General features: G+C 38.8%; 21 protein-coding genes and 3 tRNA genes. 7 read left to right on the top strand and 17 right to left on the bottom strand.

What is annotated here, in order from left to right:
• Positions 1 to 25 precede the first annotated feature (25 nt).
• The 9 genes from WCS89_00740 to rpsB form a co-directional block, all read right to left on the bottom strand.
• Positions 26 to 607 carry a hypothetical protein gene (locus WCS89_00740; protein MFA6554016.1) on the bottom strand — a complete coding sequence of 194 codons (582 nt, stop codon included), beginning with the start codon at positions 605 to 607 and terminating at the stop codon, positions 26 to 28.
• A 184-nt stretch (positions 608 to 791) separates the two neighbouring features.
• Positions 792 to 2,894: a phenylalanine--tRNA ligase subunit beta gene (locus WCS89_00735; GenBank protein ID MFA6554015.1), complete on the bottom strand. Its 2,103-nt coding sequence runs from the start codon at positions 2,892 to 2,894 to the stop codon at positions 792 to 794.
• A 1-nt stretch (position 2,895) separates the two neighbouring features.
• Positions 2,896 to 3,108 carry a DUF1653 domain-containing protein gene (locus WCS89_00730; protein ID MFA6554014.1) on the bottom strand — a complete coding sequence of 71 codons (213 nt, stop codon included), beginning with the start codon at positions 3,106 to 3,108 and terminating at the stop codon, positions 2,896 to 2,898.
• A gap of 4 nt (positions 3,109 to 3,112) precedes the next feature.
• Positions 3,113 to 3,820 (bottom strand): phenylalanine--tRNA ligase subunit alpha, encoded by a 708-nt coding sequence (gene pheS / locus WCS89_00725; protein MFA6554013.1) that lies wholly within the window; start codon positions 3,818 to 3,820, stop codon positions 3,113 to 3,115.
• A 15-nt stretch (positions 3,821 to 3,835) separates the two neighbouring features.
• On the bottom strand, positions 3,836 to 4,270 hold the full coding sequence (locus WCS89_00720; GenBank protein MFA6554012.1) for an HNH endonuclease signature motif containing protein: 435 nt from the start codon (positions 4,268 to 4,270) through the stop codon (positions 3,836 to 3,838).
• Between the two features lie 49 nt (positions 4,271 to 4,319).
• Positions 4,320 to 4,392 (bottom strand) — tRNA-Thr (locus WCS89_00715).
• A gap of 179 nt (positions 4,393 to 4,571) precedes the next feature.
• A complete protein-coding gene (locus WCS89_00710) occupies positions 4,572 to 4,946 on the bottom strand; it encodes a hypothetical protein (protein MFA6554011.1) in 375 nt (124 codons plus the stop codon).
• 22 nt (positions 4,947 to 4,968) lie between these two features.
• Positions 4,969 to 5,700, bottom strand: a complete 732-nt coding sequence (gene tsf, locus WCS89_00705) for an elongation factor Ts (protein MFA6554010.1) — start codon at positions 5,698 to 5,700, stop codon at positions 4,969 to 4,971.
• A 39-nt stretch (positions 5,701 to 5,739) separates the two neighbouring features.
• The gene (gene rpsB / locus WCS89_00700) at positions 5,740 to 6,432 is read right to left on the bottom strand and encodes a 30S ribosomal protein S2 (GenBank protein MFA6554009.1); all 693 of its coding nucleotides are present in this window, start codon (positions 6,430 to 6,432) and stop codon (positions 5,740 to 5,742) included.
• Between the two features lie 118 nt (positions 6,433 to 6,550).
• Between rpsB and WCS89_00695 the strand changes: the two genes are divergently transcribed.
• Positions 6,551 to 7,315, top strand: coding sequence for a response regulator transcription factor (locus tag WCS89_00695; protein ID MFA6554008.1), 765 nt, complete (start codon positions 6,551 to 6,553; stop codon positions 7,313 to 7,315).
• Positions 7,316 to 7,572: 257 nt separating this feature from the next.
• A complete protein-coding gene (locus WCS89_00690) occupies positions 7,573 to 7,788 on the top strand; it encodes a hypothetical protein (protein MFA6554007.1) in 216 nt (71 codons plus the stop codon).
• A gap of 81 nt (positions 7,789 to 7,869) precedes the next feature.
• Here WCS89_00690 and WCS89_00685 read toward each other — a convergent pair whose 3' ends face one another.
• From WCS89_00685 to WCS89_00675, 3 genes are all read right to left on the bottom strand, one after another.
• Positions 7,870 to 8,058 carry a hypothetical protein gene (locus tag WCS89_00685; protein MFA6554006.1) on the bottom strand — a complete coding sequence of 63 codons (189 nt, stop codon included), beginning with the start codon at positions 8,056 to 8,058 and terminating at the stop codon, positions 7,870 to 7,872.
• A gap of 134 nt (positions 8,059 to 8,192) precedes the next feature.
• A tRNA-Phe gene (locus WCS89_00680) sits at positions 8,193 to 8,265 on the bottom strand.
• 34 nt (positions 8,266 to 8,299) lie between these two features.
• The gene (locus WCS89_00675; GenBank protein MFA6554005.1) at positions 8,300 to 8,593 is read right to left on the bottom strand and encodes a hypothetical protein; all 294 of its coding nucleotides are present in this window, start codon (positions 8,591 to 8,593) and stop codon (positions 8,300 to 8,302) included.
• Positions 8,594 to 8,664: 71 nt separating this feature from the next.
• Between WCS89_00675 and WCS89_00670 the strand changes: the two genes are divergently transcribed.
• The 3 genes from WCS89_00670 (at position 8,665) to WCS89_00660 (ending at position 10,055) form a co-directional block, all read left to right on the top strand.
• The gene (locus tag WCS89_00670; GenBank protein ID MFA6554004.1) at positions 8,665 to 9,318 is read left to right on the top strand and encodes a hypothetical protein; all 654 of its coding nucleotides are present in this window, start codon (positions 8,665 to 8,667) and stop codon (positions 9,316 to 9,318) included.
• A tRNA-Arg gene (locus WCS89_00665) sits at positions 9,292 to 9,366 on the top strand. Before WCS89_00670 ends, WCS89_00665 begins: the two co-directional genes overlap by 27 nt.
• Before the next feature lie 230 nt (positions 9,367 to 9,596).
• Positions 9,597 to 10,055 carry a hypothetical protein gene (locus WCS89_00660; GenBank protein ID MFA6554003.1) on the top strand — a complete coding sequence of 153 codons (459 nt, stop codon included), beginning with the start codon at positions 9,597 to 9,599 and terminating at the stop codon, positions 10,053 to 10,055.
• Positions 10,056 to 10,157: 102 nt separating this feature from the next.
• Here WCS89_00660 and WCS89_00655 read toward each other — a convergent pair whose 3' ends face one another.
• A complete protein-coding gene (locus WCS89_00655; protein MFA6554002.1) occupies positions 10,158 to 11,135 on the bottom strand; it encodes a PCRF domain-containing protein in 978 nt (325 codons plus the stop codon).
• Between the two features lie 42 nt (positions 11,136 to 11,177).
• On the bottom strand, positions 11,178 to 11,441 hold the full coding sequence (locus WCS89_00650) for a type B 50S ribosomal protein L31 (GenBank protein ID MFA6554001.1): 264 nt from the start codon (positions 11,439 to 11,441) through the stop codon (positions 11,178 to 11,180).
• Between the two features lie 83 nt (positions 11,442 to 11,524).
• On the opposite strand from WCS89_00650, the gene WCS89_00645 reads away from it, so the two are divergent.
• Both WCS89_00645 and eno read left to right on the top strand, forming a co-directional pair.
• Positions 11,525 to 12,694 (top strand): MFS transporter, encoded by a 1,170-nt coding sequence (locus tag WCS89_00645; protein MFA6554000.1) that lies wholly within the window; start codon positions 11,525 to 11,527, stop codon positions 12,692 to 12,694.
• Between the two features lie 223 nt (positions 12,695 to 12,917).
• A complete protein-coding gene (gene eno / locus WCS89_00640; GenBank protein ID MFA6553999.1) occupies positions 12,918 to 14,204 on the top strand; it encodes a phosphopyruvate hydratase in 1,287 nt (428 codons plus the stop codon).
• A gap of 76 nt (positions 14,205 to 14,280) precedes the next feature.
• On the opposite strand, the gene WCS89_00635 is transcribed toward eno, so the two are convergent.
• The 3 genes from WCS89_00635 to WCS89_00625 all read right to left on the bottom strand — a co-directional run bounded on the left by WCS89_00635 (position 14,281) and on the right by WCS89_00625 (position 17,870).
• Complete coding sequence (locus WCS89_00635) at positions 14,281 to 14,658, bottom strand: hypothetical protein (GenBank protein MFA6553998.1); 378 nt, start codon at positions 14,656 to 14,658, stop codon at positions 14,281 to 14,283.
• A gap of 1,017 nt (positions 14,659 to 15,675) precedes the next feature.
• Positions 15,676 to 16,428, bottom strand: coding sequence for a 2,3-diphosphoglycerate-dependent phosphoglycerate mutase (gene gpmA / locus WCS89_00630; protein MFA6553997.1), 753 nt, complete (start codon positions 16,426 to 16,428; stop codon positions 15,676 to 15,678).
• Positions 16,429 to 16,601: 173 nt separating this feature from the next.
• Positions 16,602 to 17,870 carry a bifunctional DedA family/phosphatase PAP2 family protein gene (locus tag WCS89_00625; GenBank protein ID MFA6553996.1) on the bottom strand — a complete coding sequence of 423 codons (1,269 nt, stop codon included), beginning with the start codon at positions 17,868 to 17,870 and terminating at the stop codon, positions 16,602 to 16,604.
• Positions 17,871 to 17,887: the final 17 nt, after the last annotated feature.

Genomic DNA, 17,887 nt, shown 5'->3' with positions numbered 1-17,887 from the left:
ACGGGGCTTGATTAGGGATTTTTTGTTAGTTCCCAGAACTATTGACCGTGCTCTCTGGAAATAGCTGACGGTCCAAGCTAGCAAAACTACTGAGTTTTGGTGGGCGTTCCTCCTTGTGCTTTTTAGGCATCACAAGCGGCCTTGGTTGTTGATTGCTTTGAGGATGTTTTCCGTTGCCATTACCGTTTGTTGGGTGACTGACAGCGGCATTATGACTCTCAATAGCCTTCCTCATAGATTGAGACTTGTTACGAATCTCGTTACTGACTCGATCCCAGTCTTTCTTGAAGCACCAAGCTATTATCTTCCAAGTACCTTCAACAAATTCGATACCGGCGACGACTTCGTCTGAGATAAGAGCTTTTTGATTAACAAGTTCCATGGCGAACGATGGGTATCCATCAATATCTTCGATTTTACACGGACCGCAGACCTCATTGAAACTGCTGACCTGCTTATCTGCCAAGTCCCCAGCTTCGGTATTGGCAACAGCTATTACAATATAACCATCTGCCAAATCGCCCTTGTAGCTTCCGAAATAATCGACATACCCTTCAACCACCCGTATCTGTTTCAATAAAACAGATACATTATTCGTGTTTTTCATTTTAAATGTCCTCCATTTGTGCTTTTCTACTCTTACAAGAAATCTTCATATCTGACCAAAGGTACAGCTGAATATCTTGTTACTTGTGTATTATATCACATCTATATTGTAAATGTCAAATACCCTAAAAACAACCCCAAATGGGCCTAAAATAGACCATTTTCATCACATACCAAAATAGAGCTTACCTAACCTCCCAACCTTCCCCTTTCAAGCCAGAATAAATAACCTCCATAGTCTTATTTACTTCTTCATCGGTAAGAGTCCTCTCTTTAGATTGGAAAATCATACGGAAAGCGTAAGAGACTTTTCCTTCTTTTTTGAATGTATCAAACAAAGAATGACGTGCGAGCAGATCATTGGCACCAGCTTCTGCAATACCCTTTTCTATAACATTCCAAACTTTTTCACTTTCAACCGATTCTGGTACGAAGACCGCAACATCGCGAACGATGAATGGATATAACGAGAATTTCTTGTAACGATTTGTAGAAGCTGGGGTGAAATTCAAAGCTTCAAATAAAATAGGTGATTGGAAAGATTTGACGATAGATTCTAGATCAATTTCAAAAACACTGTAGTTACCAGTTTTACCATTCACCGTCTTACCACTTATACTGACCATCAATTTTTCTTCAATCTTTTTGATCGCTTCCGTAATAATATTTTCTGCTTTCAAACCTTTTACCTTTTTTATTTGTGCAACACCAATAGATAAATGAACTTGTTCTGATTTGTCTGTGAAAACATGTCCAACCTCAAAGACTTTCACAACTTCAAGGCCGAGGAGGTCTGCATTGAGAGCATTTTTTTCTACACAAGCCATCATTCCACCTGAAAGATTGTTGCGAGCAAAACCTTTATCTTTGGCCAAAGGTTTAGCGATTTCTATATCACCTTTTTCAACCAAAGCGTAAAGGCTAACTTCAGAGAAACCTAGTTCAACCAAGGTACTCTTTATTTTCTCTGAAACATAGAATAACGGCAAAATTTCTGAGACCTTTTTATTTGATTCATCTTTTTGTAAAGGTGGAAGTATTCCTTTGACCTTATCATAACCGTAGACACGTCCTACCTCTTCTACAATATCTTCTTTAATGATAAGGTCTAGGCGTTCAAAAGGAATGGTAAGAATCCATTGTTCTGTGTCATTTACCGTCCTCTCCGAGGATAAACTTCGGCGGGAATCCAGTGTATTACCACTAGATACAGATTCCTTGGTCATATCCTGGATTCCCGCCTTCGCGGGAATGACAGAAACCACGATCCCCATTCTTTCCAAAATACTTTTTGCTTCATCCAATGGAACATCTACTCCTAGACGTTCTTTCAAATAAGCTGGATCAAAATCTATAACAGTCGGTGTTTGTTCTACTGGATATCCATCAACAACAGGACCGAATTTTGCATCAGGAATCATTTCTAAAATAAGAGCTGAAACATTATTCATACCATTCATAGCGAGCTCAGCAGTTATTTCATTTTCAAATCTCTTTGAAGAATCGCTACGAATATCATATTTCGTAGCAGTGCGACGAACCATAGTTGGATCAAAATTGGCAGATTCTATAATTATCTTTTTTGTTGACTCACCGATTTCTGCGCGTCTACCACCTTTTGCGCCAGCGATGACAAGAGGACCTTCTTCATCGGCGATAACATTATCAACAGAAGTCAAAATGATCTCTCTACCATCAAGCAAAGTTATTTTTTCACTATCTTTGGCTGGACGAATAGTAATACCACCTTTGACCTTATCGGCATCAAAAGCATGCAATGGTTGACCAATGTCATACATGACGTAATTTGTAATATCCACGATAGAGTTGATAGAGCGTTGTCCTATTGATTCTAGAGCATTTTTGAGCCATACAGGGGATGTTCCTACCGCTTTTGAACTACCCAATTCAATAGTTCTAGCCGTATAACGACGACAAAACTGCTTTCCGGAAGCGAGGCTTCCGAAGGCTTCACCTCCGGAAATGATTTTTACGGAAGGCTTCTCTTTGCTAGTAACTTTGAGCTCTTCAGCAAAGCGATTTTTCATAGGTAAACCGGTCAGGACTGAAATTTCTCTAGCGATACCATTGTGACAAAGATCATAATGAGCACGGTCTGGAAGAATCTTCACGTCAAGAATAGAATCGGGTTTAGCGATACCAGGCCCAGTCAAAGTCTCTACTCCTTCAACTTCAAAAGCATGGAAAGTAAAAAGCTCATCCAACTTCTCTGCTGTTGGAATTTCTTTATCAAAATATGTTTGTAACCAATTTCGTGAGACTTTCATATTATTTTATAAATTTAAATCTAGGAACTTTCTCGCCTTTTATTTCTACTTCGCCATTGAACGTCTCTATCGGTCTTACCCAAAACTTGGACTTATCATTTTCATAAAGTGCTTCGTAACAAACCATATCTTCCAAAGTTTCAGAATGTTTGGCTACAAAATGAACCTTGTAGAGATTGCCAGTTTTTGAATGTTGATATGTCCCGAGTTTCATAAAATTAAAATTGATTTACCAATCTTAGATCTCCATTATAAAGAAAACGGACATCATCAATACCAAACTTGAGCATAACAAGACGGTCCAAACCAAAACCAAAAGCAAATCCTTGCCATTCATTTGGATCTACACCAACAGCTTCAAAAACATTCTTTTGTACGAGACCTGCACCACCCATTTCCAACCATTTACCTTTCCATTTCATATCTACTTCAACACTAGGTTCGGTAAATGGAAAGAAACTTGGACGGAATCGTATCTCTACGTCATCGCCAAATAATTTCTTGAACATATTTTCCAAAGTTCCTTTCAAATGCGCCATGGAAACATTTTTGTCTACATAGAGAGCTTCTATCTGGAAAAATTGAGCTTCGTGCGTAGCATCGGTAGCTTCATTACGAAAAACTTTACCAGGGATAATAATACGTACTGGTGGTTTATGTTTCTCCATGTACCTAATCTGAACCGAAGAGGTGTGAGTACGTAGAACTCTCTTTTTGTCTGCATCTGGAGCATCCTTGATCCAAAACGTATCTTGCATATCTCGAGCCGGGTGATCTTTCGGAACATTCAAAGCATCAAAGTTATGGAATTCATCTTCCAATTCTGGTCCGTCTGCTATTTCAAAACCTAAATCTCTAAATATTGAAAAAATCTCACGAACTATTTGAGTTATGGGATGTAGGTGACCCTTTTTATCGTTTTCCATATAAGGATAACTTTATCAGAAAATGGGCTGGGTTGCTACTTGTTTTTTATACTTATCCATTCTCCACTTCCTCCCATTACCTCTATTAAGATTCCTAAAATAAGGTGTTAATGAATGACAATTTGGACACAACAAACGTAAATTACCTTCTTCATTGTTTTCAGCATTACCATCAATATGATCAATTTCTAAAGTGACCTTACCAGTTATTGGATGTTTTTCATTCCACCCACAATAAAAGCACCTCTCCCCGTTTTTATCTGCTAAATAACGACGCAGATGTCTTGATAATGATTTAACGTCCTTGCCAATAACACCATCTTCAAGACCATCCTTCCAATTATTAATGAAAAGTTTGTATTGAAAATCAGCTTGGCATTTATTCGAACAATATTTTATTTTATATCTCTGCGACAAAACAACACCACAACCTGTGCATTTTCTAATCATAAAAATTATACTTAACACTAATAATCACTATCTCTGAGTATTCCTAAGGAGCCATCTCTCGGATTCGAACCGAGGACCTTCACTTTACAAAAGTGTTGCTCTACCAACTGAGCTAAGATGGCGAATTTAATTTTCTTTGAACACTAACTTCTCATGATCCACCCGTTCATACCTACCAAAACAGCTAAGATGGCGAATTTAATTTTCTTTGGACACTTACTCCTTACGACCCACCCGCTCATACCTACCAAAACAGCTAAGATGGCGAATTTAAACGAAATTTAAAATATAAAACCGACTTTTACTTATCCGAAATCCTTCTCAAATAAAACGATGCACCATGATTCTTGACTTCCCCACGTCCTCTTACAGCATCTATCAATTTCTTGCCATGAGGATTCAAAAGAGTCTGATGTTTGATCTCAACATAGATCTTCCTAATCCTGAGTAGAATATGATAAGCCACAAGATGAAATATTGCAATCATCGTCTTCCTATTGAGGTACGAAACAAACTTTTTAATCTCAGCAAAAATAGAGGACAATATGTGATCTATTGAACGACCCAAGTTGGAGACAACCGTAGGTTTGCCGGTCTTCATTTCATAACGTTTGAGTAGAACCATCGTTATGATACCTATGAATGATATATAAAATATTATTATCAATGTATACATGAGTTTTTGGCTCTCTAGAACTTTAACCCTCTAGAACCTTGAACCTCTTGAACTTACCTACTGCCATCTTCTCACCGAACTTTTGGACAGCATTGTTGACCAATCCTTGAACAGTCAGCTCGGGATTCTTGATGAAAGGTTGATCCATAAGAACCATTTCTGAAAAATATGAATTCATCTTTCCTTCTAGAATCTTGGCTTTGACAGCTTCTGGCTTGCCAGCGACTTCCTTTTCAAATACGGACATAGCGGTTTGCTTGTCAGCTTCGGTAATATCATCCTTTGAGAGAAAACGAGGGTTTGTAGCAGTTACATGCATAGCAATATCGCGTGCTAGAGCTTTGAATTCATTTGTATTGGAAACGAAATCGGATTCACAAAGCAACTCTACAATAGTACCAACCATGCCATTGGAATGGATGTAAGCTTGGATTGTTCCTGAATGGAAAATACGATCACTTTTCTTTGCGGCCAATTCACCACTCTTATTACGCAAAATAACCAAAGCCTTGGCAGAATCGCCACCAGCCTCTTCTAGAGCTTTTTTACACTGCATGATAGAAATACCTGTCTGATCACGAAGCTCTTTGATAGTTTCAACTGTAATTGTCTTTGTAGCCATGGTCTTTTTTGTTTTAATCTCTTCTATTGGTAAACTCTGTTGCTTGATAACTTTTGGTTCAAAACTTTCCGATTTACCGCCGGAATCTGACTTTTCATCTTGTTTCCAGAATAGGAAAAATGGACTTATCATATAATCGTTTTATATTCGGACAGAAAATAGACGCCTAGCTTAAACTTTTGCTACTTTGCCAGCTTGGTATGCCTTTGAAATCTCGTCTACAAAATGTTGGATACTAACCTTTGAACCATCGTTTCCAATCATAGGATAGTTAATCTTGGAAATATCACAATCTGAACCACAAAGAGCGATAACTGGAATATTGAAATCGGCAGCTTCTTTGACGGCATTCTTTTCGTGACGTGGATCAATGACGAACAGAGCATCAGGGATCTTCTTCAAAGAGACAATGCCTAGGAACATCTTTTCCAAAGAAGCGATCTCTTTGTCTATGAGCATACGCTCACGCTTTGTGTATTTTGCAAGTTCACCTTTCTCACGGTCACTGATAAGTCTCTCATAACGATCTATACGCTTTCTGATCTGAGGAAAATTGCTGATAGTACCACCAATCCATCTTCCATCTACGTAAGGCATGTTTTGTAGACCGGCAGCAATCCTGATACTAGCAGAAGCTTCTTTCTTGCCTCCGACGTACAAGATAGTCTTGCCTTCTTTGGCCAATGTAGCCACGAAATCCTTAGCCTTTCCCACAAAAACCTGAGTCTTTTCTAAATCAAAGATATCTGTGCCATTTTTTGTACCGAAAATATATGACGAAAGAGTTGGGTGTCTCCTTGATTTACCTAGACCAAAATGCGCCCCAGAGGCAAACATTGATTCGATGCTTTTTTTGATATCCATATGTAGACATAAGGTAACAAAATCGCGGGGTTAAGTCAAATCCGTTGGTCCTCTTGTGTCATTCCCGCGAAGGCGGGAATCCAGGATATTACCAAGAAAAGTTTATTTGTGGTCTGACATGGATTCCCGCCTTCGCGGGAATGACATAACGGGACTTGCATATTTACCAAAGATTCCGCATACTTACGCCAACATGAAGCTACTCATTGTTGAAGATGATCAGCAGTTAGCCAAGACCGTCAAAAACGATTTAATGGCCCAAAATAATACTGTTGAATTAACAGATAACGGTGCCGACGGTTCATTCTTGGCTAGAAGTTTTGAATACGATGCTATAATTTTGGACAATTCTTTACCAAAGAAAGACGGACTCACTATATGTAGAGAGATCAGAAGTGCTGGAAAGACAACGCCTATCCTGTTTTTGACAATAGACGGAGGTATTGAAACAAAAATGATGGCTTTTGAAAGTGGTGCTGACGATTATTTACAAAAGCCTTTTTCACTACAAGAATTATCTGCACGACTAAAAGCCCTATCCCGCCGTCCTGTCATAGTAAAGAATCATATACTCCGTGTTCACGATTTAGAATTAGACTCTGAAAAAAATATTGTAAGGCGAGGAAATAGGAGAATACATCCAACTCGTAAAGAATTTGGTCTATTGGAATATTTCATGAAAAATATCGGTATTGTCTTATCTAGAGCCATGCTTATGGAACATGTCTGGACAGCCGATAATAACCCTTTTTCAAATACAGTAGAGGCTCATATAACCAATCTCCGTAAGAAAATAAATACAGGTAACAAGCCAAATCTCATAGCAAACATTGCTGGAAGAGGTTATATCATGGATACTCCAGAAAATCTGAAATTGCTATAAGTCACACTCTAAGGGTAAGCAAAATTTCTTAATCATTTCTTTAACCTTTCTTAATCAGGATTTTAACTCGGTTTGATAACCTAGTTGTAGTTATGTGTCGACATAACTTAACAACTTACAAAATCATGACCATATAATCCAGAAGTATCTTCCCTACAGCTTAAAATTAGCACCTTTAGGCAGGCACGCTAAATATTCGCCGTTTGGTCAGCATAACCGAACGGCGAAGCTGTATACGGATATGCTATAATTCTTGCATGAATAATGAAGAACTAACAAAAGAGCTTCGTGAGCAACGCAATCTTCTGGAACAAATCTATATTTCAGCAGAAAAAACTAGAAAATATTTTCTCTGGTCAATGATAGGAACTATTATAGTCTTTGTCTTACCGCTTATTGCTGTTGTCATGATCGCACCTTACTTCATGAGTACCTACTCAGGACTTTTGGATGGTTCAAGTTTGGGACTTTAATTTGGAGAGTAAAAAAACCGCGACCATATTTCAGATCGCGGGGAAATTTTGAGTGGTGTTTTTAGGTAACCACTTCTTTACCTATGCGTACCCAGACTGTTCCCAGTCCACCACGCCGTCTCTATAGATTAGCCATTTTATACCTCCAAGACTTCCAAGCATACGCTCCGCCACACCATCTTCAACTTTTCGATCGAGAGGACTTTCCACGTAACCAACGTGTTTGCGACGTGGAGCTTTCCGTTTCTTACCTTTCACAATTTTAGTCATAATCTGTCTTTCTGAATGGGTTATATTACGAAGAACTAACTCTATGAACCTACGACATAATTTTCGTAGACTCAATTGACTAGTAATAGTATAGCACATGGATGACTATCAGTCAAGCCAATGCTATGAAGTAGTGCCAAGGACCAGGATCGAACTGGTGACCCTTCCCTCTTCAGGGGAATGCTCTACCAACTGAGCTACCTTGGCGTTGGTATTTTTACTGTATCTCCTCTAAAAGATCCTATTTCTTCGTTGTTGAACCAGTTACAGAACCAAAAATATTCTGTGCCTGACTAACTGTACCATTTACACTTTGTACTGCCTTCTGTGCTTGTTCAATGAGATTAACCATTGAATTTAAATACGGTTGTAAATAATAGAATGCACCGAAAGTAATACCTATAATGACTACCCAATAGAAAATCTTTGCCGCTATACCATAGCGATTGGATCTACGAATACCGCGGAGAATGTGATTGTTCTCCTCGGCCATTTTGTATGTGCGCTCCAATAATGACTTCTCTTCTGGGGTCATGGGAACACTATAACAGATTTATTTTCCCGACGGAAGTGTACGTCATTAATATAATTTAATATCATAAACCAATGAATGGAATACCGATTACACAATCAGAAATAGATTCAATTATTTCGTTACGTAAAACGGGACACAGTCTTCCTGAAATAAGACGGATTACAAAGAGAGGCTCCAGTACTGTATTTAAATATATCAAAAATGTCCCTATTCCTTCAAAATACATATCAATATTAAAGACCAAACAAGGTGGAAGTAAAAAACGAGCTAAAAAAGCTTGGGATGAAGCTGATGCTAAAGCACAAGAATTAATTGGTAATCCGTTATCTCTTGAACAAAGACTTTGTCTTCTTATAGGTATTTACTGGGGTGAAGGAACGAAAAAAGAGTTAAATCTAATTAATTCTGATCCGCAACTTATCAAAGTCTTCGTCTCTTGTTTACAAGATATAGGTATTGCAAAAGAACAATTAAAGATCAACTTGAGACTCTATAATGGAATCAGTAAAAGAGAAGCAATCTTGTTTTGGTCAAACATTTTAGATATAAAACCAGAACGAATAGGAAAAATTGAAATTGTCCATGGACAAAAAATAGGTAAACTCAAATTTGGCATGTGCCGTATTAGAGTTGCAAAAGGTGCGCAATACTTTAAACTACTTATAAGTCTCATAAATGAGATAAAGAAAAAATTCAATGCCCTCGTAGTTCAACGGATAGAATAGACGCGTCCTAAGCGTTTGATGTAGGTTCAATTCCTGCCGGGGGCACCAATGATAAAATTTGACTTCGAAGTCAGATTTGGTAAACTTTTAGCATAATTTGGGATTTCCCACTAACCCCGCCTTAATGGCGGGGTTGACGTTTACTACAATTGGACAACATATTGACTTCTATTGTGTAATATGATAAATTACTTGTACCGGCATAAGTGCGTCGCCGGTATTGGTTCTAGGATGATTCCTAGAGCATCAGCACAAAACAAACAAAAAGAAAGGTTAGTATGATAAAACTCAGTGCACATGAAGTCGGCAAGAAAGCCCTCATTATCCTGAAGTTCAAAATCGGCCGTCAAGGTATCGACCTCCGACCGAGCGAGTTTGCTCAACGTATAACCAAGAATGCACAGCGTATCGGCTGTCCACGCGAGGAATTATTGGGATTCTTCAACAGGTTCCTTATCCCAGAAATCCTCCATAGCTGTGAACTCAGAGGTCATCATTACGATTCTGAACCAAACGAACGTGAAGCTAAGATTGCTTTTCGTATGCTCAAAATGGGATTCTTCTGGGATCTCCACGATCTTCGAAATGAAGTTTACAGCATCGTTGAAAAGACTCCGCTTGAATTCAACGAAGTCGCTTCTATCGTGACCCATATCGCTAACCGACATCTTTGGGACCAATTCGGCGAAGGTGAGGCGGTCACACTCGACATCTCCGGTGAATTCAAATTGGATTAATCGAGACCGTTAGAACAAGATCCAATACCCTGTTAAATCTACAACTCACAAAAAACCGTTGACTTCTGCCAACGGTTTTTCTTTTACATCATCCCAACCCAATTATTCCTCATCCTCATTCCCCACCTTCCCTGTCTTCTCAAATTCTTTCAAGGCTTCGGTGATGGGACCAAATTTACCTAACAAAATAAGTGGGAGATTGTGCCATGACTGTTTGATACGATGATCAGTCACACGATCTTGAGGATAATTGTAAGTACGAATCTTTTCGGAGCGATCACCTGTACCGATCTGACCCTTACGATGTGCCGAAAATTTCTTGGCCTCTTCTTCTTCTTTCAAAGCTTCAAGTTTTGACGTAAGTAATTGTAAAGCTTTTTCCCTATTTGCACCTTGACTACGCTCGACAGTAGAACGTACATCAATACCAGTCGGTCTGTGAATAACTCTCACAGCTGATTCAACCTTATTAACATTTTGACCACCTTTACCACCAGCACGAGAGAATTCCATTTCAACATCAGCCATATTTAGCTGATATTTGAATTTTTTACGAATAGGCATAATAGCAACTGATGCCGTAGATGTGTGAATACGTCCCATCTTTTCTGTTTCTGGAACACGCTGAACACGGTGAACACCGGTCTCCCAACGTAAATCTTCATAAACACCTTTGCCTTTTATCTCAAGACAAGCATCCTTGTAACCACCAACATCATTCTCTGATTTTTCAGTTAATTTTGCAGACCAACCTTTTGTCTCAGCATATCTTTTGTACATATTCAAAAGTTCAGCAGCAAAGAGAGCCGCTTCGTCACCACCAGCACCAGCACGGACTTCTAGAATGACTTCATTTGGCTTTTCATCTTCTTCTTTGTCACCTTCCAAAATAGCAGTCATCTGTTCTTCAAGATTTTTCTTTTGTTCACGAATAGAAGCGAGATCGCCTTCGGCCAATTCTTTCAGAGAAGGATCCTTTTCTGCCATAGTCTGCATCTCCTTTTCATCTTTCAATAATTTTTCATACTGACCTGCTAGAAAGGCCGTTTTAGGATTGGTTTTATATTGTTCAATATTCATAGTGGAATAACGCAAAACCGCACTTTGAAGTGCGGTGTGAGCCTAAGCTTTCTTTGAACTGGCTTTGGATTGGCGAGTCTTGAATTTCTCAACACGACCAGCGGTATCAATAATCTTCTCTTCTTTGGTATAGAAAGGATGTGAAGCACTAGAAATTTCAACGAAATGAACTGGGTAATCTTTACCATCTGTCCACTTTTGGGTTTCTTTTGTTTCAATAGTAGAAGATACGAGGAATTTAGCGCCACTTGAATTGTCGGCGAAAATAACTTGGCGGTAGTTCTTTGGATGTATATCTTTCTTCATAGTTCATGTAATCTAACATTATTATTAAATTGGTGCAATATCGTACCAAATTTAACTTACTCCTGTTATAATATTAGAAACACATGACAATCCATAGACCTCGTTCTCATATAATCTACACGGTCGCTGTCATCGGCTTCATCTTCACTCTGCACATGGTCATACCCATGTATTCAAACTCAAGTTTCTTGAGTGTATTTGCCGATGGACAACTAGTAAGCCTCATCTACATGATAGGTTCTGCGGTTTCTATTCTCGGTTTCCTATTGGCTCCGCATATCATCCGTCGTCTAGGAAATTATACGACAACTATGCTATTGGTTTGCATACAAATAGGATTGTTTTACGGACTCATCTCAACTACATCAACGCAGACTTTGATAATTCTATTCGTCATTCAAATGGCGATCTCTTCTCTAATTGGTCTTTGTCTGGATATATTCTTAGAAGTTTATACTGACGGTTCATCGGTCGGCACAGTCAGAGGATTATACTCTGCTACTCTCAACGCTTCTTGGGTTATAGGTCCACTCATAGGTAGTATGCTCATCAATGGTACAAATAACTATCGCAATACTTACGTAGCTGCTCTGGCAATGCTTTTCCCTCTTCTCTATCTCATATACCGCAATTTTCCACGTTTCCATGATCCAAATTACATGCATCTTTCGCCTTGGCAATTGGTTAAACACATATCTTCAAATAAGAACTGGATGAAATTGTTCTACGCCAACATTATCCTTCAGACATTCTATTCTTGGATGGTCGTTTACAGTACTATTTATCTAAACAAAAATATTGGTTTCAATTGGGAAGAGATAGGGATAATTTTAGTCATAATGCTCATACCATTCCCTCTTATCCAATATCCTCTAGGAAAATTGGCTGACAAAAAATATGGTGAAAAAGAGATAATGGCTATTGGTTTTGCAATAATGGGAATATCAACAATATGTCTATCGTTTTTTACAATCAAAAGTGTTTTGATTTGGTCTATATTACTATTGGTTACTCGTATAGGAGCTGCCGCTGCTGAAATTATGATGGAAACTTATTTCTTCAAAACAGTTTCTGTTAGAGATACTGCCGTCTTGGGCTCATTCCGTATCACTCGCCCACTCTCATATTTTCTTGCTCCACTCATCATGATAATAGGTCTTACATTCTTGGATACTCAATATATGTTCATTGTTATAGGAATAATATCACTTGTGGCACTATATCCGGTGCTGACTATTAAGGATACAAAATAATTTTTGTCATTCCTGTTGTTGTCATTCCCGCGAAGGCGGGAATCCAGGATTATTACGAACTAAAAGTCAGCATACTAAGTGGTAACACACTGGATTCCCGGTCCATTCGACACGATTTTGCTAAATCGCCTTCGTGGGAATGACAACGCGAGTGCAGATGACATAAAGCCTTTTTTTCTATATAATCACCCTTATTAATACAATAATCATTCAGAAACCATTCATGGCAAAGATCAAATCAGTTCAGGCACGAGAAATTTTGGATTCACGAGGCAATCCTACAATTGAAGTAGACTTAACACTCAGCGACGGTTCATTCGGACGAGCTGCTGTACCATCAGGTGCATCAACAGGCAGTCACGAAGCTGTAGAATTACGCGACAACGATCCAAAGAGATATGACGGCAAAGGAGTGACAAAAGCAGTAGATAACGTCAATACGATTATTTTAAAAGCTATCAAAGGCAAAGATCTAGATCAAAGAAAGTTGGATGACAAGCTCATAGCTCTAGATGGCACAGCCAACAAAGGCAAACTTGGTGCAAACGCTATTCTAGGTGTCTCCATGGCTTTTGCTCGCGCTTCAGCAGAAAGTATGGGAAAGCCTCTGTTCGTCTATTTCAATAAAATAGCCAAGATCAAAAATCCTGTTCAGTTACCTGTACCAATGATGAATATTGTAAATGGCGGCAAACACGCTGAGAATGCAGCCGATGTCCAAGAATTCATGGTTGTACCAGTCGGCTTCACTTCTTTCAAAGAAGCTTTGAGAGCTGGCGATGAGATCTTCCACGCTTTGAGAAAGATCTTACACAAGAACAATCTAGGAACAACAGTCGGCGACGAAGGAGGTTTTGCTCCATCTCTAGCATCCAATGAAGCTGCTCTAGTCATGATTATGGAAGCTATCAATACCGCTGGTTACAAACCCGGTAAAGAGATTGCTATCGCTATGGATGTGGCCGCTACTGAACTCTACAAGGATGGTAAATATGTACTAGCCCGCGACAACAAAACTCTTACCTCAGAAGAAATGGTTGCTTGGTATGAAGAACTTGTCAGCAAATACCCTATTATTTCTATTGAAGATGGTCTAGCAGAAGATGATTGGAATGGTTACAAACTCATGACGGAAAAACTTGGTTCAAAGATTCAGTTGGTTGGTGACGATCTATTCGTTACAAATATTGAAAGACTTGGTATGGGCATAGAAAAAAATATTGCCAATTCAATCTTGATCAAGTTAAATCAGATCGGAACAGTTTCTGAGACTATCGATGCAATAACTCTAGCCAAAAAAGCAAATTACACTTCTATCATCTCTCACCGTTCTGGCGAAACCGAAGATTCTACTATTGCTGATTTCGCTGTCGGTACAGGAGTTGGTCAGATCAAGACTGGTTCTCTCTCAAGATCAGATCGTAATGCCAAATACAATCAACTTCTTCGCATTGAAGAAACTCTCGGTAAAAAAGCTGTTTACCCTGGAAGAAAAGCTTTCTTGCAGTAAAGGGTGGCGGGATTATCAAATCAAAAAAAGGAAAACGCACATACCCAAAGGTTGTGCGTTTTTTGAATTAAACAGTCTAACGACGTCTTGTACTGGGAAGAAGCTGCTGGCTTGGACATTGTTTCTTCTTTGTCTTTTGTTTTAAATAAGCAGCTAATCCACCTGCTTTTTCTACTTCAACCAATTGATCGAGGATTTCTTGTTCGGCTTCGAATGAAAGCTGAACACCATCACAAGATTCCGCCATCAGTAGCCCAAACTGTTCTAAAGAGAATGTTCGGATTATATCAACTGGAATATCAAATTCGTCCGAAAAATTACGAAGCTGTTCAGGACCAAGGATGTCGCCTGTTAATATACCGTCTTCAATTTTCTTATCGAATTCTGGATCATAGACACCATGTTTTCTTTCTAACCTCTTAAAGAGCTCTGTGATTTCATTAGCGTTTAGCATATAGAATCTATCGTATTTAATTATTGATGCTGATGTTTCAATCAACGTGTACTCTTACTACAGAATAGCATGACTTATTATATCTGTCAAATACTCCGCGGTGAATTCTCGTTCTAAACGTAACAAAGTTTGCAGGCTAATTGCAACACCTTTTTAGAGGTTCGTACTCTGGTAGTAATCCTAATCTTCTTCTTGATACCCCGGGGTATCAGATCTACAAACGACGACACCACCCCCCTCCCCGGGGAGGGGGGTATTTTCAAATCAAGACAGATCATACGACGGCCCGCGTCTACATCAAAACATCAAAGCCCGTACCAAACCAAAAATTCACGACTCATAACAAAAAATTAACTTATCTTAAAAAGAAAAATGTCACCACTTACCCTTCCTACAATTAAAAATCCATCACCTGATTCACTATCCCCAGAAAAATACTCACTGTCCCCACGTTATCAACTTTTTTCTGCACCGATACCTCTTGATTTAATCTAAATTTAATAAGACAATGTATGCAGTTCACGTTATGAAGAAGATCCTTAACTAATCAACAAGGAATCCGCACAACACTGGCTCCCCGCCGGTCAGGATCCCACCTTTATACTTTCGGAATCTTTCTTCTAACCATGTGAACATTATGGCACAGGAGCCCGCTCAGGCGGGCTTTTGTGCGTATGGAAAGGTGTTTTACAGTGTTTTACATATGAGAATGCTCGCATGAATAACAAAGGAAATATCCATTATAGAAAAATCCCCGTTACGGGGATTTCACTACACATTATGCCTGAGGAGGCACCTGTGGTGGAACCTGAGGAGGAACTGGCTTTGCCATGTTATTAATGCAGGTTGGTTAACTCCCGCAGAAAGAATTTTAATACCACTTCAAGGGCAAACTACTTTCCCTCACCAAGTTGACTACTCGTCAAAACCTATATCGCAATAATGCCGTAAAACCGTACTTTTATGGTGTGATGTAATTTGGTTAAAAATTAGGACACAAAAAAGAATTTAATTCCACTATTTTGCCTTACCTTGATTTGCAACTGCTTCTATGGCAACTTTGAGCTTCTCCTCATCAGCCAAATACTTCTTGCTAATGACCTTCAAATTTTCATCCAATTCATAGACCAAAGGGATACCCGTTGGCACATCAATACCAGTAATCTCCTCATCAGAAATACCTTCTATATGCTTCATAAGCGCACGTAAACTATTACCAGAAGCGGCAATGATAATCTTGTGACCACCCTTTATCTCAGGAACTATGGATTCTTGCCAATATGGCACAACCCTCTCTACAACCATCTTCAAATTTTCTGACAAAGGGATCTCTGATTCTTTGAGATCTTTGTAAAGAGGGTCTCTACCTGGGTACATTTCACTATCCTTGGTCAAAGGTGGAATAACCGTATCATAACCTCTTCGCCAAAGTTTAACTTGGGCTTCACCATATTTTGTAGCCATCTCAGACTTATTCAAACCCTGAAGAGAACCGTAATGACGCTCATTCAATTTCCAAGATTTACGGATTTCAATATTACTCTCACCCATTTCCCCGAGAATAATATCCAAAGTCCTATTGGCTCTTTTCAAAAATGAAGTAAACGACAAATCAAAAGTGAAACCGGCTTCTTTCAGGGCTTTACCAGCAGAATGGGCTTCACCTACACCCTTCTCACTCAAATCCACATCAACCCAACCCGCAAACCTATTCTCTTTATTCCATTGGCTTTCGCCGTGTCTAACTAAAACTAATTTATATTTATTCATAGGCATTTATTTTACATGATTTCTATTATTCCTGCATTTTTGTCATTCCCGCGAAGGCGGGAATCCAGGATTATTACGAATCAACAGTCTATATCTTGTGGTAACCATGGATTCCCGGTCCATTCGACACGATTTTGCTAAATCGCCTTCGCGGGAATGACACACATGATTAATTATTTCTTTATAACAAGCGCTCCTACATATCTAACAAAAAGTATTGAGGCTGTTGCCATAAATATTCCCAAAGACCAACCAGCAACAACGTCAGAAAACCAGTGAACATTCAAGACTAGACGACTAACACCTATCAAAATAACTGCCAGAACACAAACAACTATCATAAATTCCCTTTTAATCCAAGATTCTATCTTTGGTGCCAAGAGATATGCCAAAATTACAAAGAAAGCCGCTGCCAGAGAAGAGTGACCACTAGGGAAACTCGGATCATTGACTATGGCATGGAGAGCATTCACAGGTCTTTCACTCAGGAAAAATTCTTTCATGAGACCGGTGACTATTCCCGTAGATCCTACAGCTAAAAGCATAATAGTTCCAGAACGCCATTTCTTTTTGAAGAGGAAGTACACCCCGATAATAATCCCCAAACCAGCCGTCACAGCCGTACTACCTATATTAGAAATCCAATCAGCCAAAGTTGTAAAGTAAGGATGAAGATGATTGAATTTATCCATAAAAACACTTATCCAAACATCAAAATTTAATTTAAATGTCTCATCAGACAACTTATCTATGATAATAGCCAGAGATCCCAACGACAAGACATTCAAAATAAGAGTAAACAATTCATAACGTCTAAAAATATGAAAACGAGAATTTACAAATCTATAACCCCAAATAGTTATGAGAGAAACTAATATAGCAACGACCAAAACTTTGCCCATATACCCTGCAACAGCATGATAAGCGGTACCGAATACATATCCAAGCATTACAGAGGTAGTAACCCATGTTATCCCACCGATAATATTGAAAAACCAAAAACGTCCAGCCGGAGTATGGGAAGCACCAACCAAAAATGGCATGAGTGAACGAGTAGCTGGTGTAAATCTACCCATAATCAAAGCTTTACCGGTATGTTTATTCAAAAGAGTTTGAGCTTTTTCTATATGCGCATCTGTAATAAAAAAATACGGACGAAATTTTTCTATAAAAGCCATACCATACTTCCTACCAAAATAAAATCCTATATAATCACCGATGATTGCTCCCGCTCCAGAAATAACTAGAACCCATAACAAATCCAAGGTGCCGATTTTTGCCAAGAAACCTGAAGCGATGATGGCAATATGACCAGGAATAACCATACCAAACAGTGGAATACCTTCCAATATAGTAAAAATGAAAAGGAAAAAATATCCACCTTGCGAAATAAAGGTCTCTATATGACCAACGAAAGCCGAAAATACATGTGCATATGGCATATATGTTGCTAGATTAT

It is taken from the genome of Candidatus Paceibacterota bacterium (assembly GCA_041666915.1).
Taxonomy (GTDB): Bacteria; Patescibacteriota; Minisyncoccia; order Phycocordibacterales; family PALSA-1337; genus C7867-002.
The sequence above is the reverse complement of the archived record's forward strand: the minus strand, read 5'-3'. Positions and strand labels throughout refer to the sequence as shown.